This window comes from Sphingomonas sp. PEI4 (assembly GCF_056679955.1).
Genome location: NZ_JBWXPI010000004.1, coordinates 24,874 through 48,704 on the forward strand (window position 1 = coordinate 24,874; position 23,831 = coordinate 48,704).

Genomic DNA, 23,831 nt, shown 5'->3' on the forward strand with positions numbered 1-23,831 from the left:
AAAATCTAAGAGCCTTGGAAGCCTGATTATGACACGCGGTTCTGATACCTACAAACAGACGGAAAACCGCGCTCCGGACAGCGGTTCCAAAACCGACCGTGGCTGTTGAAAAACAGGCTGCTGGGATCTCGCCTGGACGATCAAACCGCAGCCGGCCATCGATCGAGTGCCATTTCGGCGATGGAGAGAAGTTCGTTGATCGTAGCGCCGTCGCGCGCTTGAACGGACATGCCTTCCATGACCGTATTGATGAATTTGCCTAGGACGGCCGGATCAGTATCGGCCGCAAGCTCGCCCTGCGCGGCGCCCCGATGTAAACGCTCGATCAGGAGGGCCTCCGCCGCGATACGCTTGTCGCGCAGCAGGCATTCGATGGCGGCGGACGCCGGCGACACGGCTGCCGCTGCCGAATACATGAAGCAGCCGGCCGGCGTTCCAGGTTCCGAGAATAGTGACGCCGCTCGTTCCAGCAGGCCTTTGACGGCCTCGTAGGTGGACAACGCCGGATCGTTGATGGGTGCATAGAGGTGGACGCTGAACGTCGCGGCGTAGCGCTCGATTACCGCCGCAAACAGCCCCGCCTTGTTGTCAAACGCTGCATAGAGACTGGCGGCGGCGACGCCAGTCTCCGCCACCAGATCGGCCATCGATGTCGCCTCGTAGCCGCGCTGCCAGAACAGCCGCACCGCTTTGTCGAGCGCAGCGTCAGTGTCGAACACACGAGGGCGACCTGCGCGGCGCCGGGCTTTCGTCTCTGTCATCTCTGGTGCACGATATGGAACGATCGATAAATAATATCTTGAAACTGGTGCTCCGCTCTCTTACAGAACGATCATTCAATAATCAAGGATTTTCCAATGAGCCGCATCGTCCGTATCCACGAATATGGCGACGCCAGCGTCCTCAGGATTGAAGATGTGGCAGTCCCCGCGCCCGCGGCTGACGAAGTGCAGATCGCGGTGAAGGCAATAGGCATAAACCGCGCCGAGGTGATGTTCCGCAACCATGCCTATCTTCAGGAAGCCGAGTTCCCGAGCCGCCTTGGCTATGAGGCTGCCGGCACTGTCGTTACGGTCGGCGCGGACGTGACCGGGTTTGCGGAAGGCGAAGCCGTCAGCGTCATCCCCCCGCTCGATATCGCGCGCTGGGGCACTTATGGCGAGGTCGCCAACGTGCCCGCCCGCCTCGTCGTCAAACATCCGGCGGCGCTGACGTTCGAGGAAGCGGCGGCCGTGTGGATGCAGTATGTCACCGCTTGGGGTGCGCTGGTGGAGCAGGCGAAACTCGGCGAGGGCGATTTTGTCATCGTCACTGCTGCCTCCAGCAGCGTCGGCCTTGCAGCCTTCCAGATTGCGCGGATGGTCGGCGCGACGGTAATCGCGACGACGCGTACCGGCGCCAAGCGCCAGGCCCTGATCGATGCCGGTGCACATCATGTCGTCGCGACCGGGGAAGAGGATCTGGTAGCGAGGGTGATGGAGATAACCGATGGTCAGGGTGCGCGCGTGGTGCTCGATCCGGTCGGAGGCCCGTCGTTCGAGCCGCTGACCGAGAGCATGGCACGCGGAGGCATCCTGCTCGAATATGGCGCGCTCAGCGGCGAACCGACGCCGTTCCCGTTGTTCTCCGTGCTGGGCAAGAGCCTCACGCTCAAGGGGTATCTCTACAGCGAGATCGTCTCGGACGATGCCGCCCTCGATCGCGCTAAGGCGTTCATCGTGGCGGGTCTGGAATCGGGCGCGCTCAAGCCGCGGATCGCGCGCACTTTCGCGCTCGACGCCATCCAGGACGCTCACCGCTTCCTCGAATCGAACGACCAGATCGGCAAGGTCGTCGTTACGGTCTGACCGGCATACCGGGGGAGTGAGCGATCGCTCCCCCACGAATTTGCGCTGACGCAACGGCCTCGCACCAGCAATCGGTTTAACTCAACGAAGGTATCCCAACATGAAATCTCGCGCCGCTGTAGCCTTCGAGGCGGGCAAGCCACTCGAAATCGTCGAGATCGATGTCGCCCCACCCCGGAAAGGCGAAGTCCTCATACGGGTGACGCACACCGGTGTGTGCCACACCGACGCGTACACGCTGGCGGGGAGTGATCCGGAGGGTGTTTTCCCGGTGGTTCTGGGCCACGAGGGCGCGGGCATCGTTGTCGAGGTCGGTGAAGGCGTCACCAGCGTCGGACCGGGCGATCACGTGATTCCGCTCTACACCGCCGAATGCGGCAAGTGCGACTTCTGCCTGTCGGGCAAGACCAACCTGTGCGTCGCTGTCCGCGAAACGCAGGGCAAGGGCTTGATGCCCGATGGGACCACCCGCTTTTCGTACAATGGTCAGCCCCTCTATCATTACATGGGCTGTTCAACCTTCAGTGAATATACTGTCGTCGCCGAAGTCTCGCTCGCCAAGATCAATCCCGAGGCAAACCCCGAACATGTCTGCCTGCTCGGCTGCGGCGTCACGACCGGCATCGGCGCAGTCCACAATACCGCCAAGGTCCAGCCCGGAGACTCGGTCGCCGTGTTCGGCCTCGGCGGCATCGGCCTCGCGGCGATTCAGGGTGCGCGCCAGGCGAAGGCGGGTCGCATCATCGCCATCGACACCAATCCATCCAAGTTCGAGCTGGCACGCCGGTTCGGTGCGACCGAGTGCATCAACCCCAAGGACCATGACAAGCCTATCCAGCAAGTGCTGATCGAGATGACGGGCTGGGGCATCGATCATACCTTCGAGTGCATCGGCAACGTCCACGTCATGCGCGCCGCGCTTGAATCAGCGCACCGTGGCTGGGGTCAGTCGATCGTGATTGGCGTTGCCGGCGCGGGCGAGGAAATCTCCACCCGCCCATTCCAGCTCGTCACGGGCCGCGTATGGAAGGGGTCCGCTTTCGGTGGCGTCAAGGGACGGACACAGCTCCCCGGCATGGTCGAGGATGCGATGAGAGGCGATATCGATCTGGCCCCATTTGTAACCCACACGATGGGTTTGGAGGAGATCAACGAGGCCTTCGAACTGATGCACGAAGGCAAGTCGATCCGCACGGTCATTCACTACTGACCCGCCGATCCGAAGCGGCGCGAGGCGCTCGGATCGACAACTCGGCCGTCATCATGGCCCGACCCCGGCCATGATGAAGCGCGCTCTGGCAAATGGGCAACGCGTCGCGATGCGGTAACAAGCGCCGAAGTACGGTCGTTACATGTCGATAGCGGCACGGACCATTGCCGCCTACCGTCGTAGTCGTCGAACATGACATGCGCGCCATCACACAGGCGGACTGGATCATCGACCTGGGACCGGGGGCCGGGGAAGATGGAGGGAGTATCGTTGGCAGCGGCGTCCCTGGCGTCGTTGCGGAAGCGGAAGGCAGTCTCACCGCCCGCTATCTCAAGGCGGCGCTGTAGGTCGTAAATCTGGCCGAACGCACGTTCGATCAGGTGCATTTCGACCACACGTTGGAATGGGTCGAATCTGGAAGCGGGAGCCGGCGATGTGTCACCGCGGTTGACCCGGGGTTTTCTGAATGATTGAGCCAAAACAGCCGAATAACGCGCCAAATTGATGTGCTCAAGAATCTCCCGCGAACGAATGGTGCCGTCATGTCACGACACATCAACGGCGCCTTATCATTAAATTCAGAGATGTGATAAGTGCAGAAGACAATGTCATCCACTATCGCGGATGACCTGCCATATTCATTTATTCATTTCCTGATACGGCCGGTCCACCCATTCCGGATAGAAACACGAACCTTACCCTGCAATCAAACGGCAGCTTAGGTACCGACCACTCCGCTATTTCGCGGCCAGCAGGGTGAACTTGTGAATTTGCGGGGGTTCAGAAAACAGTTCTTCTGCCTTGTCCATCAGTGCGGCGGCAACCTTGCCGTCAAGGTGGGCCTGCCGATCCTCCTCTGTGTCGAACGTATCGAAGATCGCGTACGCACCGGGACCTTCCTCGATCGCATACCAGGTCAGAGTGCCCGCCTCAGCTTGAACGAGCGGCAATGCCGAGGTCAGGAAATTGGCGACATCACGCTCTTTTCCGGGCTTGGCCTTCAGTGGTACATACAGGGCAAGTTTGGGCATAAATGAATCCTCAAGTGAAACCGACAGTCATTATTCGGCAAAGTAACGGAAGAGCGGGCCGGTACGTTCCCCATGAGGCGGAGCACACGCGGCCCCGCCTCCTCGTCGAAATCAGAACTGCTGTGCGGTCGGCCGGATGACGATCGCGTTGATGTCGACGTCATCAGGCTGTTCGACAGCGAACGCGATAGCACGCGCCACCGACGCCGCAGGGATGGCCTGTTTATAGAAGTCGAGTACCGTCTCGGCAGCCGTGCCCGAAGTCGTGAACTTCAAGTCGCTTTCGACGGCTCCGGGCTCGATAGACGTGACACGGACCTTTTCGCCCACCTCTTGGCGAAGACCCTCGCTGATGGCGCTGACGGCGAACTTGGTGCCGGAGTAGACCGTGCCGCCTGGTGCGAAGACCTTGATGCCCGCAACCGAGCTCAGGTTGATGATGTGGCCGCTGCCCTGCTCGAGAAAGCCGGGAAGAGCCGCGGCGATGCCGTAGAGCGTGCCCTTCAGGTTGACGTCGATCATCTGGTCCCACTCGTCGGTGTTGACCTCGGCCATCGGACGGATCGGCATCAGCCCGGCGTTGTTGATCAGCACGTCGAGGCGACCGAAGTCGGCGATGATCGCGGCGACGACGGACTGGACCGCCGACTTGTCGGTGACGTCGAGCGCGTAGCTACGTGCCGTGCCGCCGCTTGAGGCGATGTCCGCGACAACCTCGTCGAGCCTGTCCTTGCGACGGGCGGCGATGGCCACCTTGGCGCCGCGTTCAGCGAGAAGCCGCGCGGTTTCCGCGCCGATACCGGTGCTGCCGCCGGTGATGAGAACAACCTTGCCTTCGATACCTTTGGTCATGACTGTGTGTCCTTGATTTCAGATGTTGATTTTCCGCTGGATCGCGGCCCCGCGCCAGCGGTAGCCGCCGCGTGGATAAACGAGGCCAATAAGGCCCAAGCGAAGCGCAGGTGCCAACAGGCCGATCATCCGCAGCTCCTCTACATAGAACGGTTGTGCCAGCAGCGCCGACCCCACCCATTCTTTAAGCTTGCCCATGGCAGCACCCTCAGGTCGCGGAGACGGGGTTGAGGACGAACGCGCCGCGCTCGGCCAGATCGCCGATCTGAGAGAGGTAGTTCTGGAAGTGGGGCGTCGCGCGGTGGGCGGCAACCGCATCCGAGTCCGCGTACAGCTCGTCGAGGACGAAGCGGTTCGGATCGCTCTGGTCCTGCCAGAGATCGTAGCGCAAATTGCCCGGCTCCGCACGGCTCGGCTTTAACATGGCGTCGAGCAGAGCGTGCAGGCGGTCGACGGTATCCGCACGGGCGGTGAGCACGGCGACGATCTTCACGTTGGCTGTCATGGCACCGTTCCTTGTCATGGTTATATGCGAAGCGGGGCGCATCCTGAGCGCCCCGCCCGTCATCCTGGTACTCACGCAGCGGCGCGATCGAGGGCTTCGATCAAAGCGTCGGCCATGGCCTGGTCCGACGCCGGATTCTGACCCGTGATCAGCTCCCGGTCCACGACGACATTCGAAGCGAAGTTCTTGTCAGTGACCGAGACGTCGCCACCGGCCGAGCGCAGCGCCTTTTCCATGTCGAAGAAGAGCTCGCCCTTCAGTACTTGCTCCTCGGCGATCTTCTCCTCGCTCGCCGAGAAAACGGTCATGCGGTAGCCCGAGTAGATCCAGTCTCGCGCCAGGTCGGCCGCCCCGGCGTCATCGCCTTCCTCCAGCGCCTTGCGGAAGGCCGGAGCATCGTCGAGCGTAGCGACAACGGCTACCGGTCCGTGGCAGAGGAGCGCGGTCGGCTTGGCCGCCGTGTGGAAGTGACGGAGGATCGTGCCCGCGTCGTGGTCCTGCATCAGGTCGACGACGGGAGCGTGGCCGCCCGGCACGAACACTCCGACAAAGCCGTCCAGGCCGCCCTCGACGACAGAGCGCAAGCTGCGGACGTCGTTCATCGCCGGGTGGCTGGCGAAAAAGTCCTTGGCGCGCTGGAATGCCGTCTGATCGCCGCCAAAATGATCAACCGAAACGGAGACGGAGTCGATGTGCGGCTTGGCCCCATTGGGCGTGGCGAGAACAATGTCATAGCCGGCGTCGAGCAGAGCCAGCGCGGGGACCGCCGTCTCGTTGAGATACTGACCGACCGTCGCGGTACCGCCGCCACGAAGACCGATCTGCGTTGCGTTCGATCCAAGAACGAGAACCTGTCCCTTGCTCATCTGAACCTCCATGTTCGCGGCGTCCGTCGCCGATGGATGGGAAATGGGCCTCGTTGACATATTCCAGAAGTTTATCTTTCTGATTTCAGATATAACGCTAACAGGATGACTGTATGCGCTACGATCTGAACCTGCTGCCGATCTTCGTCGCGTTAATGGAGGAGCGCAGCGTCACGCGGGCCGCCGAGCGCATGGGCATGACACAGCCCGCCCTGTCTAACGCCCTATCGCGTCTACGACTAATGCTTCAGGACCAGCTGTTCGTCCGCGAGCGCTACGGCATCCAGCCGACCCCAATCGCGCTAGAACTCGCGCCGCTGATCGCCGAGGCACTCGCGCAGCTCGACAACGCGGTCCTCGGTCAGCAGGCCTTCGACCCCGTACAGGCCGAACGGCTCTTCACCATCGCGCCGAACGGCTATGTCGAGTTCGTCCTCGTCCCCGCTGTCGTGGCGCGCCTGGAGAAGGTCGCTCCCGGCATAAAGCTTCGTCTGACGCCCTACGGCAACGATCTTGTGGAAACAGGCGTCGTATCGGGCACGACGGCGCTCGTACTAGGCCGCATCGTCGATCCGCCCGACAATCTCGTCGTCCAGCACCTGATGGACGAAGGGCTCGCCTGCGCCGTCCGCGCCGACCATCCGGGCGTCGGCGATGCCATGACGCGCGAGCAGTTCGAGGCGATGAAGCACGTTAACATCGTGCCGCCCGGACGGATGCGCGCCGGGCTGTTCCAGGCGCTGGCGCAGCAGCAGCTGAAGCGTGACGTCGCAATCTCCGTGACAAACTTCTTCGCGGTAGCCGAGATGGTGGCGGTGACCGACTATTGCGCCACCTTGCCCTCGCTCATCTGCAGGCGGCTGATGCACGACCCCCGGCTGAAGATCCTGCCGGCTCCGGTCGACCTTGGCAGCTTTCCCGTGGAAATGGCTTGGCACGTCCGCTATCGGCATGATCCCGCACACCGCTGGCTACGGGCGCTGATCGGCGCGGTCATCACCGACCTCACGGGGAAGACGGCAGCGGCAGCCACGCCGTCGCCAGCCTGAGGACGATGTCGAACCGCGACGTCGCTTGTGCGTATCCCGTACACGACAAAGTTCGCTATACAGCCCCTGACAATAGGATTTATCATGCGCGCAATCGGCTACCAGCAGCCCGGAACGATCGATCGCACGGAAGCTCTCGTCGATATCGAACTTCCCAATCCCAACGCTACCGGCCGTGATCTCCTTGTCGAGGTCAAGGCTGTCTCGGTAAACCCGGTTGACACGAAGGTGCGCGCTGGCTCGGGTTCGATCCACGGTGATTGGCGTGTCCTGGGTTGGGATGCCGCCGGTGTCGTTCGCGCTGTTGGCCCTGAAGTGCGCGGCTTCGAACCGGGCGACGAGGTGTTCTACGCGGGCAGCATCGGCCGCGATGGGACCAACGCCGAGTTTCACTTGGTCGACGAGCGCATTGTCGGGAAGAAGCCGGCCAGCCTCGATTGGGCAGAGGCAGCGGCGTTGCCGCTGACGGCGATCACCGCGTGGGAGGCCCTCTTCGAGCGATTGTCCGTGCGTACTCCTGTAGCCGGTGCAGCACATGCGCTGTTGATTGTCGGGGGTGCCGGCGGGGTAGGCTCGATGGCAATCCAGCTTGCTCGCCAAGTACCCGAGCTGATCGTCATTGCGACAGCCTCGCGCCCTGAAACGCAGGCCTGGGTGGGCGAGCTCGGTGCGCACCATGTCATCGATCATCGCCAGCCGCTGGCTCGGCAAGTGGCGAATTTGGGCATTGGCGCGCCGGCTTTCGTCTTCTCGACCACGCACACCGACGAGCATATCGAGCAGATCGCCGAGCTGATCGCCCCGCAGGGACGTTTTGCGCTCATCGACGACCCCAAGACGCTCGATGTCGTACCGTTCAAACGCAAGTCGGTGTCGACCCACTGGGAGTTTATGTTCACCAGGTCCATGTTCGAGACCGCTGATATGGAAACGCAGGGTCAGACCCTGTCGGCCATCGCCAGCCTCGTGGACGCCGGGGAGGTGCGCACCACCCTCACCGAACGGTTCTCCCCCATCAACGCCGCGAACCTCAAGCGCGCGCACCAGGCGCTTGAGAGCACTACCGCACGCGGCAAGATCGTCATCGAGGGTTGGCAGTGATGCGGTTCACGCTCACCCGCAACGTCCGCCGCGCCCGCGGCGCCCGCGGCCCCCGCTGCACCAACTGAAAGGGACCAAGCCTCGGCGTTATCGATGCCAGCCATGTGCGGTTGTGGGCGTCGCTTTCGCTGGGTCACTGATATCTACAATCATAAAAGACCATGATGTTTTGAGATAGCAGACGCGGTCCTCGGGTGAAAACTCGGGACGTCTGCTAGCTCGGCCTCTCACCAATCGGTGCCAAGAGCGGGGAGTGCTTCGGCTAAAAAGTCAATCCACGCCCGCGTCTTGGCGGCGGGGCGCCGCGTCGGGTGTGTGATGGCATATGCCGCTCCCAGCATCATAGGCGGCTCGTCCAGCTCAAGCTCGCTCAATTGGCCGGCGCGAAGCGCCTCTGCCGCAATAAAGCGTGGCCCATAAACCAGCCCTTGGCCCGCGATGGCAGCGCGAACCAAGGCCTCGCCATTGTCGGAACACATCGATCCTGAGATCGGCACTTTGATCGTCCCGTCTTTGCCGAACGCCCACGATGTCGTTCCTGCAAGCGACGCGTTGGTGTGGCCGAGGCAATCGTGATCGCCAAGATCGGCCAGGCGGGTGGGCGTTCCGCGCCGCTCCAGGTAGGCGGGGGCGGCACACAGCACGACGCGCATCGCCACGAGCTTGCGGGCAACAAGCGCACTGTCGGCAAGGCGCCCGATCCTCACGGCCACATCCCATCGCTCTTCCAGCAGGTCGACGTAGCGATCGTTGAAGCCCAGTTCGATCGTCACCTCGGAATGACGCGCGGAGAATGTAGGGACGAGCGAGGCAAGGTGCAGGACGCCGAAGGTGGCGGGCGCACTGACGCGCAGCAGTCCCCGCGCGGTGATCGATCGCGACGATGCCTCCGCCTCGGCTTCACCGATCTCCATCAGGATACGTTCGGCCTTCTCGAAATAGTCAGCGCCCGCCTCGGTCAGCGACAGTCGACGCGTCGAGCGCTGGACCAGCGTTGTGCAAAGCCGCGCTTCAAGGGCGTCGAGGTGCTTGGCCGCCATCGCAGGCGACATGTGCAGATCACGGGCGGCAGCAGAGATGCCACCGAGCCTGATCGCCCGCACGAATACGTCCATACCCGTCAACCGATCCGCCATGACTTCCTACCCGTGGTTGAAGCTGATCCTTCTACGCGAGCGATTATCATTGCGCGATAGCGGGCACATATTCCGGCCAACAGATCGATGATCCAGGCCGCCTCCGCGGCGCCTGCACCGGAGTGTATGACCATGAACGTCCAGCCCACCTACTTCATCCCGCATGGCGGCGGCCCCTGCTTCTTCATGGACGATCCGCGCGGCGTGTGGATCGGTATGGAAGCGTTCCTGCGCAACCTGCCGAACACGCTTGCCGAGAAGCCCAAGGCCATCCTCGTCGTCTCGGGACATTGGGAGACGGACGGCTTCGCCTTCACCGGCGCCGAACGGCCCGAACTGATCTACGACTATTACAACTTCCCGCCCCATACCTATCAGCTGCGCTACGACGTGCCAGGCGCACCCGCGCTCGCCGCTCGTGCCGCGGCCTTGCTCAAGGATGCGGGTATCCCCTCGACTGTCGACGCGAAGCGGGGCCTAGATCACGGCGTGTTCGTCCCCCTCAAAGTGGCTTTTCCGGATGCGGACATTCCGCTGATCGAGATGTCCGTCGAGCGGGGGCTGGACCCGGCCCTCCATGTCGCTGCGGGCCGCGCCCTTGCGCCGCTGCGTGAGGAGGGCGTGCTGATCCTCGGCTCGGGCATGAGCTTTCACAACATGCGCGCCTATGGCGACCCGCGCTCGACGCCCGGCTCGCAAGCGTTCGACCAGTGGCTGGCCGAAAGCATGGAACTCGACGGCCCGCAGCGGGCCGAGCGCCTGGCGCGCTGGGCCGATGCGCCCTCGGCACGGTTCGCCCATCCCCCGGCCAAGGAGGAGCATCTGCTGCCCCTGATGGTCGCAGCCGGTGCGACCGAGGGCGAAGGCGCCCGGGTCTATGCCGAGGAAGTCCTGTCGACCGCCATTTCGGGCTTCCGTTTCAACTAATCTTACCGCGTCACCGAAGGAGAATTGTCATGACTATCGCCGTCACCGGCGCGACCGGCCAGCTTGGCCGCCTCGTCATCGAAAGCCTGAAGCGCAAATCGACCGGCGAGCCGATCGTGGCGCTGGTGCGCTCGCCCGAAAAGGCCAGCGATCTGGGCGTCGAGGCACGCGCTTTCGATTACGCGCAGCCCGAGACGCTCGCTCCGGCGCTGGCCGGGGTCGACACGCTGCTCCTGATCTCATCGAGCGAGGTCGGGCAGCGCGAGCCGCAGCACCTCAACGTCATCGAGGCCGCCAAGCAGGCAGGCATCAAGCGTATCGTCTATACCAGCCTGCTGCATGCCGACCGCTCGCCGATCAGTCTGGGCGAGGAGCATCGCGCGACCGAAGCGCTGCTGGCGTCCTCCGGTATCCCGACGACCCTCCTGCGCAATGGCTGGTACACCGAGAACTACACCGGCTCGATTCCCGCAGCCCTGGAGAATGGTGCGCTCGTCGGCAGCGCTGGCGAGGGACGCCTGTCGCTCGCGACCCGCGCTGATTATGCCCAAGCCGCAGCCATCGTGCTGACCAGCGCCGGCCATGAGGGCAAGACCTATGAGCTGGCCGGTGACGACGCGGTGATGCTCGCCGACCTTGCCGCCGAGATCTCGCGCCAGACCGGTCGCGACATCCCGTACCGCGATCTACCGCAGGCCGAATACGCTGCAATCCTGAAGCAGGTCGGCCTGCCCGAGGGCTTCGCCGAGGGGCTTGCGGCGTGGGACGTCGATGCCTCAAACGGTGCGCTGTTTGATGACGCTCATCAGTTCTCGAAGCTGATCGGACGTCCGACGACGCCGCTGGCCGACGCCGTGCGGGCGCAACTCGCCGTGCAGGGCTGACGTTACGGACAACTCCGACCGATAACGACCATCCCTGGAGATAGCGCATGAACATCGACCTTTCCGGCAAGACGGCGCTCGTGACCGGCTCGACCGCCGGCATCGGCTTTGCGATCGCGAAGGGGTTGGCGGCAGCCGGGGCGATCGTCGTTCTGAACGGGCGCGACGAGAGCCGCACCCAGGCGGCGGTGGCCGAGCTAAAGCGTGAGGTCGGGGATGCCGATGTGCGCGGTGTGGCCGGAGACGTCGGCACGGAAGCCGGATGTGATGCCATCGTATCCGCGCTTCGGGAGGTCGACATCCTGGTCAACAATGCCGGCATCTTCGGCCCGCAGGACTTTTTCGAGACACTCGATGAGGAATGGGAGCGCTTCTTCCGGGTCAACGTGTTGTCGGGCGTACGCCTGTCCCGGGCCTATCTGCCGGGGATGCGGGACAAAGGCTGGGGTCGGGTGCTGTTCCTGTCCTCGGAATCCGGCCTAAACATCCCGGCGGACATGATCCACTACGGCGTGACCAAAACGGCCGACCTTGCCTTGTCGCGTGGGCTGGCCAAGCGCATGGCGGGCACGGGCGTGACGGTGAACGCCATTCTTCCCGGTCCAACGTTGTCGGAGGGCGTGACCGAGATGCTGGCGGACGCGGTCGCATCGGGCAAATCGTTGGAAGAGGCCGGCGCCGATTTCGTCAGGGCGCACCGACCGTCCTCGATTATTCGGCGTGCTGCCACGGTCGGGGAAGTCGCCAACCTGTGCGTCTATATCGCCTCTCCGCAGGCGTCCGCGACCACCGGTGCGGCGCTACGCGTTGACGGCGGTGTGGTGGATACGATCGCCTGACTTTCAGTTTGTCCCATCCCGATTGGAAAGGGCGGCCAGCACGACCAATGCGCGAGTTGCACGACAGACGGCAAGGCGGGTGCCGTTTCCCGAACTGTTTGTCGAGCGTGGCAAAACGGAAAGCCAGACCGCCAGAAAAACGACCGGTTTTCTGGCGATCGCTGATTTTGCCTCATCAGCGCATCCCGGCAATCGGAAAACCCGTTGCGGAAACCACCGGCACATTGCAGGGTGCCGGATGTCTTTTCTGGCGGGGTAACGATGCTCATCGGATATGTGAGGGTGTCCAAGGCTGACGGCTCGCAGACCCTGGCACCCCAGCGCGATGCGTTGCTCGCTGCCGGCGTCGATTCCTCGCGGATTTATGAAGACCTCGCGTCGGGGCGGCACGACGCCCGGCCCGGCCTGACCGCGTGCCTGAAGGCACTGCAGCCCGGCAACACTTTGGTCCTCTGGAAGCTCGATCGTCTTGGGCGCGACCTCCGCCATCTTGTCATCACAGCCGAGGCGCTGCGCGAACGCGGCATCGGCCTGAAGGTGCTGACAGGGGCCGGCGCGCAGATCGACACCACGACTGCCAACGGCCGCCTCGCCTTCGGCATCTTCGCAGCGTTCGCCGAGTTCGAGCGCGAGCTCATCGCCGAGCGCACCCAGGCAGGACTTGCTGCGGCACGCGCGCGGGGACGGATGGGGGGTCGGCCGCGGAAGATGGATAAGGCCACCCTTGCAATGGCGATGGCTGCGATGTCCGATCGCAACGCGATCGCAGCCGATGTCGCGCGCCGTCTCGGGATGACAACCACGACGCTCTATATGTATGTGAATGGCGACGGCACGCCCAAGGCGCCGGGCCAGGCACTGCTCGACGGCGTACCGTACCGTAAAGAACGACTGCGCGCCGCGTGATGAACCGGACCACGCTGCAACGGTCAGGTATATCGCCTAAATGGCGGCACGATCACGTCATGTTCGATCGACCGGGCCGAGATGGTAGCCGAGGTCAATGCCGCGGGAACGCAGACACCCCGGCGCGGCTTGCCGATCAGCCGACGTGGTCGCGCCAGTATCATCAGGTTCATCACCGCCGCACCGATCAGAAACTCTTCTTCCGCTCCGCGGATGCCGCGCAGGTGAAGCCGCCTCATGCCATGCTTCCCCTTAGCGTCAGCGAAGAACCGTTCGACCCCACGCCGCAACCGCATCGACCGCTTGTACAGGCCGGTTTGTGCTTCGGCTCTGGCAAGATCGCGGACGTCCTCATCGTCCAGACGGGTCAGGGTACGACGCCGTGCCGTCGTGCATTTCTTCCGAAGCACGCACGCCGCGCAGTCCCGGGCGTCGGCAGCATAGCGATGTACGCCGGTGGGTGGATGGAAGGCGTGGTGCCGAAGCGGCTTGCCGGTCGGGCAGGTAAAGCTGTCGGTATCCCGGTCATAGCTGAAGGCCGATCGTGGCAGCTTGCCATTGGTCTGGTGCGTCCGATCGATCACGGGAATGTGCGGGATTGCACCGTGGTCCCGCACGAAGCCGAGAAAGACGGCGCTGCCATAGGCCTTGTCGGCAGCAACCCGCTTTGGGTGATAGTCAAACCGATCGGCCGACCGCTCGAGCATGACGCGGCCTGCATCGACCTCCTCCGCAAAGCGAGCCGGCGTCGCCTGAACATCAAGCGCGACGCCGCTCGGGGTGTCTATCAGCGTGTTAAGGGCGTAGCCGAAACGGCCACGCACCGTTCGCGCCGACCAAGCCGCGGCAGGGTCGGTTCGAGAGACGCCTTGGCAGCTTTTCGAGCGCGCCATTTCCCAGACGGCATCACCTGTGTCTTGCACCCATTCCCGAACCGCGCGCGACGCGTTGGCGACATACGGCAAGTAGCCAGGAACGGTCTTGCGCTGCCAGCTCGCATCAGCCGCTATGAACGACGCATCGATCGCGGCGTCTTTTCCGCCGATCAGCCCTTCACTGATGCAGCGTCGAACCGTGCTCTCGAACAGGATCCGGAACACGCCGGCATCGCGGAAGCGACCATGCCGGTTCTTGCTGAACGTCGAGTGGTGCGGAACCTTGTCTCCCGGCCTAAGACGGCAGAACCAGCGATAGGCCAGATTGTAGCACAGCTCTTCACACAGGCGCCGCTCGGACGTGATCGCGTAGATTCGGCCGATCAGCGTCATGCGGATGAGGAGTTCGGGATCGATCGATGGTCGCCCCCGTGCGCTGTAATGACCGGTCAGTGCCTGCCTCAACTCGCTCATGTCGAGACACTGGTCGATGCGACGCAGCAGGTGGTCTGTGGGCAATATGGCTTCTATGGCGCGGTGGATCGCCCCTCCCCGCCCACCGCGACAGGCTGGTCCCATCATAGCGACGCTCCTTTCGGCAGGGGTGAAACGAAGGAGCAACCCGGCATGTCCGGCATTTTTCAACAGGCCCGACCGGTTATGACACCGGCAGCGTTACCGACTGGAATGATGAAGCAGGAAGCGTATCGGCGCGATCAGTCTGGGATCAGCGCCCAACCACGCAGCTGCAACGTCGCCAAAGTAGTCAGCGCAGACACGTCGGTCTCGACACTCTTTTCTACCGTAGCGGGGTCGATCTTGTTGCCAATAAGAGCTTGGCTGCATACCCGAACGGACACACCCGCCTTCTTCAACGCCTCAATCAAAGCAAGGTTAGGGTTCGCAGCTACTCCCGTCTTTATCGCATAGGCGCGATCTTCGGTAACGATGGGCGTCGCCGGACCGTGGACGATCACGACGACATCGCCTTGTTCTGGACGAACGCCGTCGTTGCCTAGCAGGTTCAGGAAGCGGGCGACCTTCTCCAGAGATGGATTGATCTTATCCGGCGTTGCCGCGGCCTTGGTCACATTGAACAGCACGCGATAGCGCAACTTGCGATCGGGCCGTTCCGCAGCACCTTCGATGGGTGTGATCGCGCCGTATCCCGCTATCACCGCCTGCCCGGGCACGCTGGCTAAAGCACTGACGCTGCTCATGAGTGACAAGCATCCTGCAACAGCAATGATTGGCATGCGCATCCGCTTTTTCCTTTTTCAGTCAAAATGATCAGCCAACTCTCGCAAAAACGGCCGCACCGATATTTTGCGGTCGAACCACGGAGGGCGTCTCGCGCGGTCGTACTTGGCGGAGGGCGGGGGCTGTTTGGGGGGCCGACAGATCGTCGGCTCCAAACATCGCCTCCAGGGTTCGCACGCACAATGCGGCTGCGTCGTCGGCAAGGCGGTAGTGAACCTGTTTGGCCTCACGTCTGGTCTTAACGAGTTCGGCGCGCCGTAGCTCGGCAAGCTGCTGGCTGAGCGCGGGTTGTGTCACGCCCGTGGCGGCCTCAATGTCCGCTACCTGCCGTTCGCCGTCTAAGAGATAGGACAGGATCATAAGCCGCTGAGGCTGCGCGAACACGCGCAGCTTCTCGACTGCGACGTCGGCGAGCGCGCGGGACTGGTAAATCGCCGTCACCGGTCAGCCTTCGTTTGGTGAAACCAGTCAGCGCCTGCGTGCCCCGGCAAGGCAGGAGGCAGGAGCACGTCGTCACCCGGCTGCCAGTCAGCAGGCGTATAGGCCTCGCCATCGGCCGAGCGCCGCAACGCCCTGACCGTGCGCAGCATCTCGTCGACAGACCGACCAACATTCATCGGATACCAGCTAAGCGCGCGGATGATGCCTTCAGGATCGATGAAGTAAGTCGCGCGCACGGTTGAGGCATCTCCGGCCTGCTCGTCGAGCATGCCGTAGGCATACCCGACCGCCATCGAGGGATCTTCGATTACCGGAAATGGCACCTCTACACCGAAGACGTCTTTGATCGCGCGTAGCCAAGCCACGTGCGAGTAGAGGCTGTCGACCGACAGCCCTAGCAGCGCGCAATCCAACTCTCCAAAGCGAGGTGCCGCCTTGGCCAAGGCCACAAACTCGCTGGTGCAAACCGGCGTGAAGTCGGCAGGGTGCGAGAAGAACACGACCCAGCGCCCACGATACTGATCGAGCGCAATCTCGCCCTGCGTGGTGCGGGCGGTGAAGTTCGGGGCTGCATCCCCGATGCGCAGCGAGCGCGGCATGTTCGCATCAATCATTTCCATTCCTCCCAAATGGCACGAACACCCCGTTGACGCAATATGATTACACAACTACATAAACCGTGATATTGATTAAACGGAGATGGTCATGGACCCGGTTTTGAGCGAAGCCAACGCCCAGATCAGACGCGCAAAAACGGCCGGATCGCCGGTCGTTCAGTCCTTCTTTGATGAGCCCACCAACACAGCGACCTACGTCGTTTGGGACGCGGCGACGAAAAAAGCTGCGATCGTCGACAGCGTCCTCGATTTTGACGCCGCGGCGGGCCGGACCAAAACTGCGTCGGCGGACGCAGTGATCGCTTACGTGCGGGATCAGGGACTGACGGTCGATTGGCTGTTGGAAACCCATGCACATGCCGATCACCTGTCTGCGGCACCCTATCTTCAACAGGCGCTTGGCGGGCAGCTCGCGATCGGTCGTGAGATCATCCGGGTCCAGAACGTATTTGGCAAAATCTTCAACGCTGGCACCGATTTCGAGCGCGACGGTTCCGAGTTCGACCGGCTGTTCGACGACGGCGACCGCTTTGCCATCGGCAACATCGACGCCGTTGCGCTGCACGTGCCCGGCCATACGCCGGCGGACATGGCCTATGCCATCGGCGACGCGGTCTTCACCGGCGATACGCTCTTCATGCCCGACTACGGCACCGCGCGGGCAGACTTCCCTGGTGGCGACGCACGCCAGCTATTCCGCTCGATCCGCCGGCTCATGCAGCTGCCGGACGAGACGCGCCTGTTCCTCTGCCACGACTACAAGGCGGTGGGTCGCGACCAATATGTCTGGGAAACGACTGTAGGCGCGCAGCGTGTCGGCAACGTGCATGTCCACGAAGGGGTCAGCGAAGACGACTTCGTCGCGATGCGGACCAGTCGCGATGCCACCTTGTCGATGCCCAAGCTCATCCTGCCCTCGATTCAGGTGAACATGCGCGGTGGTCATTTGCCGGAGCCGGAAGCCAACGGCACCCGCTACCTCAAGATCCCGCTGGATGCGTTGTGATGCTGGGCTTTCCGCATGCCATGCCGCTCGAAGGCTTCATCGGCGGGCTGATGATCGGTGTCGCCGCGGCGATCATGCTGCTCGGAAACGGCCGCATCGCCGGAGTCAGCGGCATGTTCGCGAGGGTTTTGGGTCTTTCCGCTGGAGGTCCACCATGGGCAATCGCGCTGCTTTTCACCGCGGGTCTGCCTTTGGGCGCGGGTATTGTTGCAGCCAGCTTAGGCGTGAAGGCCAGCTTTCCGACATCGCTTTCGCTGATCGCCGTCGCCGGTCTGATCGTCGGTATCGGAACACGGCTCGGGTCCGGGTGCACCAGTGGGCACGGCGTATGCGGCCTGTCTCGCCTGTCGCCCCGGTCCATCGCCGCGACCGCTACGTTCATGGCGACCGGCGTCGTCACGGTCACGATCATGCGTCTGTCCGGGGTAATACTGTGATGCGCCAGAACCTCATTTCACTCGCCAGCGGGACGCTGTTCGGCGCCGGCCTTGCCGTCTCGGGAATGATTGATCCGGCGCGCGTGCGGGCGTTCCTCGATGTCACCGGCGCGTGGGACCCGACCCTGGCGTTCGTCATGGCGGGCGCAATTCTGCCGATGGCGATAGCGTGGTTCGTCGTGCGGCGTTGCTCGACCCCGATCGCGGCCGAACAATTTCACACGCCCGCCACCTCGCCGATCGACCGGCGCCTCATCGGCGGTGCGGCCTTGTTCGGCATAGGCTGGGGCATCGTCGGATTGTGCCCAGGTCCCGCCATTGCCGCACTGGCGATCCAGCCTCTGCCGGCACTGGTCTTCATCGCTGCAATGGCCCTCGGCGTTGCCGTCCACCGCTTTGCATTCACTTCCCGCCGTTCGGCCTGATCAGACAGGAGACATCACATGGCTTTCAAGCAGATCACCTCGTCCTTCTCTGCCGCCCCCCAGCTGACGCAAGACGACCTCGCCGCTGCCGCGAAGGCAGGATATCGCTCGATCATCTCAAGCCGCCCGGACGGCGAAGAGGCGGGCCAGCCGAGCGCGGAAGAAATGGCCCGAATGGCAGGCGAACATGGTCTCGCGTTTGCCCATGTCCCTATCGTACCGGGCAAGGCGACTGACGCCGATGCGGATCGCATGAAGGAGGCGCTAGCCACACTGCCACAGCCTACGCTCGGCTTCTGCCGTAGCGGGACACGCGCGGCGACCTTGTGGGCGTTGGCCGAGGCCGATCGCGCCGATCCGGCGACGATCATCGCCCAGGCAAAGGCTGCCGGGTACGACCTTGCCGATTTGACGCCTGCGCTGAAGCGCCGTTCCGAAAGGGTGGATCAATGACCTACGACGTCATCATCATCGGGGGCGGTGCCGCCGGCATCGCGACAGCCTCCAGCATTCTGAAGCGCAACGCCAAGGTGACGATCGCGGTCGTCGATCCGGCCACGGACCACTATTACCAGCCTGGCTGGACGATGGTCGGGGCCGGCGTCTTCACGCCCGAGCAAACCCGCAAGGCCGAAGCCGATGTGATGCCTAAGGGCGTCCGCTGGATACGGTTGCCCGCGATCACCATCGACCCCGACCGCAACGCGATCGAGCTCCAAGACGGTGGCACATTGACCTATCGCGTTCTGGTCGTCGCGCCCGGGCTGCGCCTGGCGTGGGAGAAGATCGAGGGGCTGCCTGAGGCTCTCGGCCGCAACGGCGTCACCTCCAACTACCGCTACGATCTGGCACCCTACACCTACCAGCTCGTCAAGGAGTTGCGGCAGGGGCGGGCGCTGTTCTCGCAGCCACCCATGCCGATCAAGTGCGCCGGCGCACCGCAGAAAGCGATGTATCTCTCCTGCGACATCTGGCGGGATAGCGGCGTTCTCCCAGCTATCGACGTCGAGTTCCATAATGCCGGCGCAGCCCTGTTCGGGGTCCCGACCTACGTCCCGGCGCTGATGGAATATGTCGAGAAGTACGGCATCGATCTCAGGCTTGAGTCCAACCTGGTCGCGGTCGACGCCGATCGTCGCGTCGCCACGTTCGAGCGCAAGCAGGACGGCGTCTCCGAGCGGATCGAACGTGAGTTCGATATGCTCCATGTCGTGCCACCTCAGGTGTCACATGCGGTCGTCGCCAATAGCCCGCTCGCGGCTGCGAACGGCTTCGTCGAGGTCGACGAGACTACGCTGCGGCACAAGCGATTTGAAAACATCTTTGGCCTTGGCGATGCCGCTGGCACCAGCAATGCCAAGACGGCCGCTGCTGCTCGCGTCCAGGCGCCCGTGGTCGCCGTCAACGCGCTGGCCGCGCTCGACGGCAGACCCCCCGTTGCCGACTATAATGGTTACGGCTCATGCCCGCTCACGGTCGAACGCGGTAAGATCGTCCTCGCCGAGTTCGGCTATGGCGGAAAGCTGCTGCCCAGCTTTCCATCCTGGCTGCTCGACGGAACGCGTCCCACGCGCGCCGCCTGGTTCCTGAAGGAGCGCATGCTGCCCCCGATCTACTGGCAGGGCATGCTGAAAGGCCGCGAGTGGATGGCCGCCCCGCATGAAATCGGCAAGGCAGCATGACTCTCGAACCGATCCAGTATCTGCTTGGCGCCCTTTCGGGCAGCTTGGTCGGATTTACCCTTGGCCTCGTAGGCGGCGGGGGCTCGATCCTCGCCGTACCGCTGATGGTGTATCTGGTGCGCGTGCCCGATGCGCACCTTGCAATCGGCACGAGTGCGTTTGCCGTGGCAGCCAATGCCGCGACCGGTCTTATCGGTCATGCCAAGGCTCATACCGTAAAATGGCGGTGCGGGGGCATGTACGCCACAGCGGGCGTCATCGGTGCGCTGCTCGGATCCACCGTCGGCAAGGCCGTCGATGGCGGCAAGCTGCTCTTTCTGTTCGCGCTTGTCATGGTCGTTGTCGGCGTCCTGATGCTTCGCGGGCGGGGTGATGCAGGTAATCCCGGTGCGGAATGCAACCGGGAGAAGGCACCCAAGGTGCTGGGCTACGGCCTTGGGACGGGCTTGTTCTCAGGGTTCTTCGGCATCGGAGGTGGCTTTCTGATCGTTCCGGGCCTGATCGGATCGACGGGTATGCCGATCCTCAACGCTGTCGGCACGTCGTTGATTGCTGTCACCGCCTTCGGCCTGACGACCGCCGCCAATTATGCATTCTCCGGGCTGGTCGACTGGCCGCTTGCCTTCGTCTTCATTGGCGGCGGGGTCGTCGGCGGGTTGATCGGCACACGCATGGCCAAGCGCCTTGGCTCGGGCGGAACGCTTACCACCGTCTTCGCGGTGCTGATCTTCGTCGTGGCAGCTTACATGCTCTGGAAGAGCGCAGGCGCGTTTCTCTGATGGGAAGCGCGATTGCCATCGGACCGCTCATGATGGCGGTTGAACGCGGACTGGCGGTGCTATGCATCGTCGTGTTCCTGGGGCTGACAACCTTGGCAGGGCGGTTCCGCTTCCCGCGGGTGTCCACGGTCGCCACCAGTGCCATCGTCGCTGGACTGGTGGCGGCGCGGATCGGCTATGTCGCGGCACATTGGGCGAGCTACGTCGAAGCGCCCCTATCCATTTTCGCCGTCTGGCAGGGCGGCTTCTCCGCCATCGCCGGCATCATTGGTGCTGCCGCGACGCTGGCCTTCCAGCTTGGCCGAACACGCGCCTTGGCGGCGGGCTGGGGGGCATTGGCGATAGCGGGTGGCCTGTGGTTTACGCTCCAGGCGCTTATCCCGCCCGTGAACTACGGTCCGTTCCCCTATTATCTAACGTTGACGACGCAGCCCGGAGTTCCGCTTCCGCTTGCACGCTTCCAGGGCCGCCCCTTCGTGATCAATCTATGGGCGACATGGTGCGGGCCGTGCCGGCGCGAGCTGCCGATGCTCGACGCCGCGGCAACGCGCAATCGGGATGTGCCGATCCTGCTCGCCGATCAGGGTGAGGCTCCAGCAATCGTCACCGGGTTTCTTACCCGTGAAGGCATCGGCGTGAGCAATGTCGCGCTCGATCCTGCCCGTGGGCTTTCCCAAGCCCTCGAAGTCGCTGGCTATCCCGCAACCGCCTTCGTCGCTGCGGACGGAACGATCGTGCAGCTTCAGCTTGGCGAGCTGTCACGCGCCGCCCTCGCTGATGGGATCGATATGGCAAGGAAACACCGATGAACCGACGCAACCTTCTCTGTCGCAGCTTTCTGGCGTTGCTCGCCGTCGCCGTGCCGGCAATGCCAGCAGTCGCGCAGCAACCCGATCTGTCGCGTAAGGCGGTCGTAGACGATCCCGTTGCTCCGAAGCGTGCCGGCCGAGCCTATGACGTCACCGTTGTCGAGTTCTTCGACTACAACTGCCCCTATTGCCGTCGCATGGAGCCGGTGCTGAACGCTCTGCTTCGCTCCGACCCGAAGGTGCGGATCGTGTATCGGGATTGGCCGATATTCGGACCCGCCTCCCGTGAGGCGTCCCGGGCGGCCGTCGCGAGCCAGTGGCAGGGCAAACATGCCGCCTTTCATGAGGCGCTGCTGACCTCGCCGGCACGGCTCGATAGCGCCGGGGTCAAGGCCGCTGCCGCGAGAGCCAAGGTAGACTGGCCGCGTCTGCAACGCGATCTGAAGACCCGCGGTGCAGAAATCGATGCGCTCCTCGCTCGTACCAACGCCATCGCTCAAGCGATCGGGTTCAACGGAACACCGGCGCTGATCGTCGGCTTACAAGTGGTGGCCGGCGCGGTTGATCTGCCGACGCTACGCCGGCTTGTCGCAACGGCGCGCAGCAAGCCTCAGGCTCGCTGAACATGCCAGAGCCGCTCAATCGCAGGCAGGCAGTCGGGCTTGGGGCCGTCGTCGTGACTGGTTGGGCAGTCGGACAGATGCTGCGACGCACAGCGCCGATCGGTCGCGACGTTGGTCCGACCGCTGACCTGATTCTGGCGGGCAGCGGTTCGCCTGAATACGGCCCTGCCAATGCCACGCTGCGACTTGCCGTGTTCACCGATTATCGTTGCCCGGCCTGTCGTCACGCCTTCCCCGCACTGGAAGAGGCGGTGCGACGCGATCGCAAGGTTCGGGTCATCTACAAGGACTGGCCGATCTTCGGTCCGCCGTCCGAACGCGCCGCGAGCGTTGCGCTCGCCTGTGCCGAACAGGGCATCTACCCGGCCGTTCATCGCCAGCTGATGACCGACAGTCGTTTGATCGACGACGACATGCTGAGGGACATTGTCACCGGCGCTGGCGGGGACTGGCTGCGCGCGACGACCTGGCTTGCTTCGCATGCACAGGCTGTCGCAGCGCGTCTGCGCGCGAACGGCCAAGAGGCCTATTCGATCGGTTTGGCCGGCACCCCGGGCTTTCTTGCTGAACGCATGCTGGTGATGGGCGCGATCGAAGCAGGTGATTTCGAACGATTGTTCGCGCGTGCGCGGGCGGAAAGCTGACAGAGCGAGAGGACGAAAACATGATCGAGTATAAGCACGATGGCATGACCGTTGCGTCGCTCCATGACGAACGCACTGGTAGCTTCCAATATGTTGTCGTCGACGACACTACGAAAACGGCCGCGATCATCGATCCAGTCCTGGATTTTGACCCGCGCGCTGGTGCGACCGCGACCCGCAACGCCGATCTGATCCTCGACTATGTGCGTGAGAAGGGGCTGACGGTTGAATGGGTGCTCGACACCCACCCCCATGCCGATCACTTCTCAGCCGTTCCGTACCTCGCCGGCAAGACCGGTGGCAAAACCGCGATCGGCAACAAGATCGTGGAAGTGCAGAAGCTGTGGCGGGACATCTACTGCCTGCCCGATCTCGCCGTCGACGGCAGCCAGTGGGACCGGTTGTTTGCGGATGGCGAGCGTTTCCGGATCGGTACGCTAGACGCTCAAGTCATGCTGTCCCCGGGCCATACGCTCGCCTCGATCACTTATGTCGTCGGTGACGCCGCGTTCGTTCACGACACGCTTATGGTCCCCGATAGCGGCACAAGCCGGGCAGACTTCCCGGGTGGTGATGCTCATGCGTTGTGGCGCTCGATTCGCGCCATCCTCGATCTGCCACCCGAAACCGCAACCTATGTCGGGCATGACTATGGAAAGGATGGCCGGGACGTACTCGGTCACTCGACCGTCGCCGATCAGCGTCGCGACAACATCCATGTTCACGATGGCATCGACGAAGCCGAGTTCGTCGCAACCCGCGAGAAACGCGACGCATCGCTCCCACTACCCGACCTGATGCTTACCGCGCTTCAGGTGAACATACGTGGCGGCCGACTGCCAGATGCCGACGAATGTGGGACGGCGTTTCTCAAGTTGCCACTGAACCGGTTTGGACCTGCTGCTTCATAGCTCAGTCCGCGCTGTCTCAAGTGTCACAACCGAACGGTTGTGACACCACGTGCCGGCGGCTTTCGACCGTTCCAATCCTGAAAGCTGTCTGGCAGGAAAGTCCCCAACTGACGCCCTCCGGGGACAACCTTGCTCGTTCCCACTTTAAAACTCGATGAGAAGGCATTCC

General features: G+C 63.2%; 30 protein-coding genes. 18 read left to right on the plus strand and 12 right to left on the minus strand.

The annotated features are described in order from the left end of the window. Positions 1 to 140: 140 nt before the first annotated feature. Positions 141 to 719, minus strand: a complete 579-nt coding sequence (locus AC1MLZ_RS22375) for a TetR/AcrR family transcriptional regulator (RefSeq protein ID WP_234422445.1) — start codon at positions 717 to 719, stop codon at positions 141 to 143. Between the two features lie 138 nt (positions 720 to 857). Here AC1MLZ_RS22375 and AC1MLZ_RS22380 point away from each other — a divergent pair, with 138 nt between their 5' ends. Together AC1MLZ_RS22380 and AC1MLZ_RS22385 are read left to right on the plus strand one after the other, a co-directional pair. Then, on the plus strand, positions 858 to 1,847 hold the full coding sequence (locus tag AC1MLZ_RS22380; RefSeq protein WP_151989526.1) for a zinc-dependent alcohol dehydrogenase family protein: 990 nt from the start codon (positions 858 to 860) through the stop codon (positions 1,845 to 1,847). A gap of 100 nt (positions 1,848 to 1,947) precedes the next feature. Beyond that, complete coding sequence (locus AC1MLZ_RS22385; RefSeq protein WP_183937808.1) at positions 1,948 to 3,057, plus strand: S-(hydroxymethyl)glutathione dehydrogenase/class III alcohol dehydrogenase; 1,110 nt, start codon at positions 1,948 to 1,950, stop codon at positions 3,055 to 3,057. On the opposite strand, the gene AC1MLZ_RS22390 is transcribed toward AC1MLZ_RS22385, so the two are convergent. The 6 genes from AC1MLZ_RS22390 to AC1MLZ_RS22415 all read right to left on the minus strand — a co-directional run bounded on the left by AC1MLZ_RS22390 (position 3,051) and on the right by AC1MLZ_RS22415 (position 6,311). Then, complete coding sequence (locus AC1MLZ_RS22390; RefSeq protein ID WP_183937810.1) at positions 3,051 to 3,443, minus strand: hypothetical protein; 393 nt, start codon at positions 3,441 to 3,443, stop codon at positions 3,051 to 3,053. The genes AC1MLZ_RS22385 and AC1MLZ_RS22390 overlap by 7 nt on opposite strands. 351 nt (positions 3,444 to 3,794) lie before the next feature. Beyond that, positions 3,795 to 4,088, minus strand: a complete 294-nt coding sequence (locus AC1MLZ_RS22395; RefSeq protein ID WP_037093999.1) for a putative quinol monooxygenase — start codon at positions 4,086 to 4,088, stop codon at positions 3,795 to 3,797. A gap of 111 nt (positions 4,089 to 4,199) precedes the next feature. Then, positions 4,200 to 4,940, minus strand: a complete 741-nt coding sequence (locus AC1MLZ_RS22400; protein ID WP_037528221.1) for an SDR family oxidoreductase — start codon at positions 4,938 to 4,940, stop codon at positions 4,200 to 4,202. A gap of 18 nt (positions 4,941 to 4,958) precedes the next feature. After that, complete coding sequence (locus tag AC1MLZ_RS22405) at positions 4,959 to 5,138, minus strand: hypothetical protein (RefSeq protein ID WP_066781563.1); 180 nt, start codon at positions 5,136 to 5,138, stop codon at positions 4,959 to 4,961. 10 nt (positions 5,139 to 5,148) lie between these two features. Next, entirely contained in the window at positions 5,149 to 5,445 is a 297-nt protein-coding gene (locus AC1MLZ_RS22410) for a putative quinol monooxygenase (protein WP_132884492.1), read from the minus strand. Between the two features lie 71 nt (positions 5,446 to 5,516). Continuing rightward, the gene (locus tag AC1MLZ_RS22415; protein WP_480962144.1) at positions 5,517 to 6,311 is read right to left on the minus strand and encodes a type 1 glutamine amidotransferase domain-containing protein; all 795 of its coding nucleotides are present in this window, start codon (positions 6,309 to 6,311) and stop codon (positions 5,517 to 5,519) included. A gap of 113 nt (positions 6,312 to 6,424) precedes the next feature. Between AC1MLZ_RS22415 and AC1MLZ_RS22420 the strand changes: the two genes are divergently transcribed. Together AC1MLZ_RS22420 and AC1MLZ_RS22425 are read left to right on the plus strand one after the other, a co-directional pair. Then, positions 6,425 to 7,360, plus strand: coding sequence for a LysR family transcriptional regulator (locus AC1MLZ_RS22420; protein WP_151991790.1), 936 nt, complete (start codon positions 6,425 to 6,427; stop codon positions 7,358 to 7,360). Positions 7,361 to 7,444: 84 nt separating this feature from the next. Further along, positions 7,445 to 8,461 (plus strand): zinc-binding alcohol dehydrogenase family protein, encoded by a 1,017-nt coding sequence (locus tag AC1MLZ_RS22425; protein WP_480962145.1) that lies wholly within the window; start codon positions 7,445 to 7,447, stop codon positions 8,459 to 8,461. Positions 8,462 to 8,688: 227 nt separating this feature from the next. Here AC1MLZ_RS22425 and AC1MLZ_RS22430 read toward each other — a convergent pair whose 3' ends face one another. Next, positions 8,689 to 9,597 (minus strand): LysR family transcriptional regulator, encoded by a 909-nt coding sequence (locus AC1MLZ_RS22430; protein WP_037528212.1) that lies wholly within the window; start codon positions 9,595 to 9,597, stop codon positions 8,689 to 8,691. Positions 9,598 to 9,684: 87 nt separating this feature from the next. On the opposite strand from AC1MLZ_RS22430, the gene AC1MLZ_RS22435 reads away from it, so the two are divergent. The 4 genes from AC1MLZ_RS22435 (at position 9,685) to AC1MLZ_RS22450 (ending at position 13,153) form a co-directional block, all read left to right on the plus strand. Continuing rightward, positions 9,685 to 10,524: a DODA-type extradiol aromatic ring-opening family dioxygenase gene (locus AC1MLZ_RS22435; RefSeq protein ID WP_480962146.1), complete on the plus strand. Its 840-nt coding sequence runs from the start codon at positions 9,685 to 9,687 to the stop codon at positions 10,522 to 10,524. 29 nt (positions 10,525 to 10,553) lie between these two features. Continuing rightward, on the plus strand, positions 10,554 to 11,408 hold the full coding sequence (locus AC1MLZ_RS22440; protein WP_480962147.1) for an SDR family oxidoreductase: 855 nt from the start codon (positions 10,554 to 10,556) through the stop codon (positions 11,406 to 11,408). 47 nt (positions 11,409 to 11,455) lie between these two features. Next, entirely contained in the window at positions 11,456 to 12,247 is a 792-nt protein-coding gene (locus tag AC1MLZ_RS22445) for an SDR family NAD(P)-dependent oxidoreductase (RefSeq protein WP_132884499.1), read from the plus strand. A 261-nt stretch (positions 12,248 to 12,508) separates the two neighbouring features. After that, positions 12,509 to 13,153 (plus strand): recombinase family protein, encoded by a 645-nt coding sequence (locus AC1MLZ_RS22450; RefSeq protein WP_151992502.1) that lies wholly within the window; start codon positions 12,509 to 12,511, stop codon positions 13,151 to 13,153. 23 nt (positions 13,154 to 13,176) lie between these two features. On the opposite strand, the gene AC1MLZ_RS22455 is transcribed toward AC1MLZ_RS22450, so the two are convergent. The 4 genes from AC1MLZ_RS22455 to AC1MLZ_RS22470 all read right to left on the minus strand — a co-directional run bounded on the left by AC1MLZ_RS22455 (position 13,177) and on the right by AC1MLZ_RS22470 (position 16,349). Continuing rightward, a complete protein-coding gene (locus AC1MLZ_RS22455; protein WP_480962148.1) occupies positions 13,177 to 14,610 on the minus strand; it encodes an IS1182 family transposase in 1,434 nt (477 codons plus the stop codon). A 134-nt stretch (positions 14,611 to 14,744) separates the two neighbouring features. Beyond that, positions 14,745 to 15,290, minus strand: coding sequence for a DsrE family protein (locus tag AC1MLZ_RS22460; RefSeq protein ID WP_409349188.1), 546 nt, complete (start codon positions 15,288 to 15,290; stop codon positions 14,745 to 14,747). Between the two features lie 28 nt (positions 15,291 to 15,318). Continuing rightward, complete coding sequence (locus AC1MLZ_RS22465) at positions 15,319 to 15,729, minus strand: ArsR/SmtB family transcription factor (RefSeq protein WP_037529358.1); 411 nt, start codon at positions 15,727 to 15,729, stop codon at positions 15,319 to 15,321. Continuing rightward, positions 15,726 to 16,349: a peroxiredoxin gene (locus AC1MLZ_RS22470; protein ID WP_183937828.1), complete on the minus strand. Its 624-nt coding sequence runs from the start codon at positions 16,347 to 16,349 to the stop codon at positions 15,726 to 15,728. Before AC1MLZ_RS22470 ends, AC1MLZ_RS22465 begins: the two co-directional genes overlap by 4 nt. A gap of 85 nt (positions 16,350 to 16,434) precedes the next feature. On the opposite strand from AC1MLZ_RS22470, the gene AC1MLZ_RS22475 reads away from it, so the two are divergent. Genes AC1MLZ_RS22475 through AC1MLZ_RS22520 form a run of 10 tightly spaced genes read left to right on the plus strand, consistent with a single transcriptional unit; the run spans position 16,435 to position 23,662 of the window. Then, the gene (locus AC1MLZ_RS22475) at positions 16,435 to 17,352 is read left to right on the plus strand and encodes an MBL fold metallo-hydrolase (protein ID WP_480962149.1); all 918 of its coding nucleotides are present in this window, start codon (positions 16,435 to 16,437) and stop codon (positions 17,350 to 17,352) included. Then, on the plus strand, positions 17,352 to 17,789 hold the full coding sequence (locus tag AC1MLZ_RS22480) for a YeeE/YedE family protein (RefSeq protein WP_183937832.1): 438 nt from the start codon (positions 17,352 to 17,354) through the stop codon (positions 17,787 to 17,789). The genes AC1MLZ_RS22475 and AC1MLZ_RS22480 overlap by 1 nt, the downstream gene beginning before the upstream one ends. Further along, on the plus strand, positions 17,789 to 18,214 hold the full coding sequence (locus AC1MLZ_RS22485) for a DUF6691 family protein (protein WP_037529424.1): 426 nt from the start codon (positions 17,789 to 17,791) through the stop codon (positions 18,212 to 18,214). Before AC1MLZ_RS22480 ends, AC1MLZ_RS22485 begins: the two co-directional genes overlap by 1 nt. Before the next feature lie 18 nt (positions 18,215 to 18,232). Beyond that, positions 18,233 to 18,667, plus strand: a complete 435-nt coding sequence (locus AC1MLZ_RS22490) for a protein tyrosine phosphatase family protein (RefSeq protein WP_183937834.1) — start codon at positions 18,233 to 18,235, stop codon at positions 18,665 to 18,667. Next, positions 18,664 to 19,896 (plus strand): NAD(P)/FAD-dependent oxidoreductase, encoded by a 1,233-nt coding sequence (locus AC1MLZ_RS22495; protein ID WP_037529352.1) that lies wholly within the window; start codon positions 18,664 to 18,666, stop codon positions 19,894 to 19,896. Before AC1MLZ_RS22490 ends, AC1MLZ_RS22495 begins: the two co-directional genes overlap by 4 nt. Next, positions 19,893 to 20,675 (plus strand): sulfite exporter TauE/SafE family protein, encoded by a 783-nt coding sequence (locus AC1MLZ_RS22500; protein ID WP_037529349.1) that lies wholly within the window; start codon positions 19,893 to 19,895, stop codon positions 20,673 to 20,675. The genes AC1MLZ_RS22495 and AC1MLZ_RS22500 overlap by 4 nt, the downstream gene beginning before the upstream one ends. A 29-nt stretch (positions 20,676 to 20,704) precedes the next feature. Beyond that, positions 20,705 to 21,484, plus strand: a complete 780-nt coding sequence (locus AC1MLZ_RS22505; RefSeq protein ID WP_480962150.1) for a TlpA family protein disulfide reductase — start codon at positions 20,705 to 20,707, stop codon at positions 21,482 to 21,484. Next, the gene (locus AC1MLZ_RS22510; RefSeq protein ID WP_037529343.1) at positions 21,481 to 22,107 is read left to right on the plus strand and encodes a DsbA family protein; all 627 of its coding nucleotides are present in this window, start codon (positions 21,481 to 21,483) and stop codon (positions 22,105 to 22,107) included. Before AC1MLZ_RS22505 ends, AC1MLZ_RS22510 begins: the two co-directional genes overlap by 4 nt. 2 nt (positions 22,108 to 22,109) lie before the next feature. Beyond that, entirely contained in the window at positions 22,110 to 22,751 is a 642-nt protein-coding gene (locus AC1MLZ_RS22515) for a DsbA family protein (RefSeq protein WP_037529341.1), read from the plus strand. Between the two features lie 20 nt (positions 22,752 to 22,771). Then, the gene (locus AC1MLZ_RS22520; RefSeq protein ID WP_183937840.1) at positions 22,772 to 23,662 is read left to right on the plus strand and encodes an MBL fold metallo-hydrolase; all 891 of its coding nucleotides are present in this window, start codon (positions 22,772 to 22,774) and stop codon (positions 23,660 to 23,662) included. Positions 23,663 to 23,831: the final 169 nt, after the last annotated feature.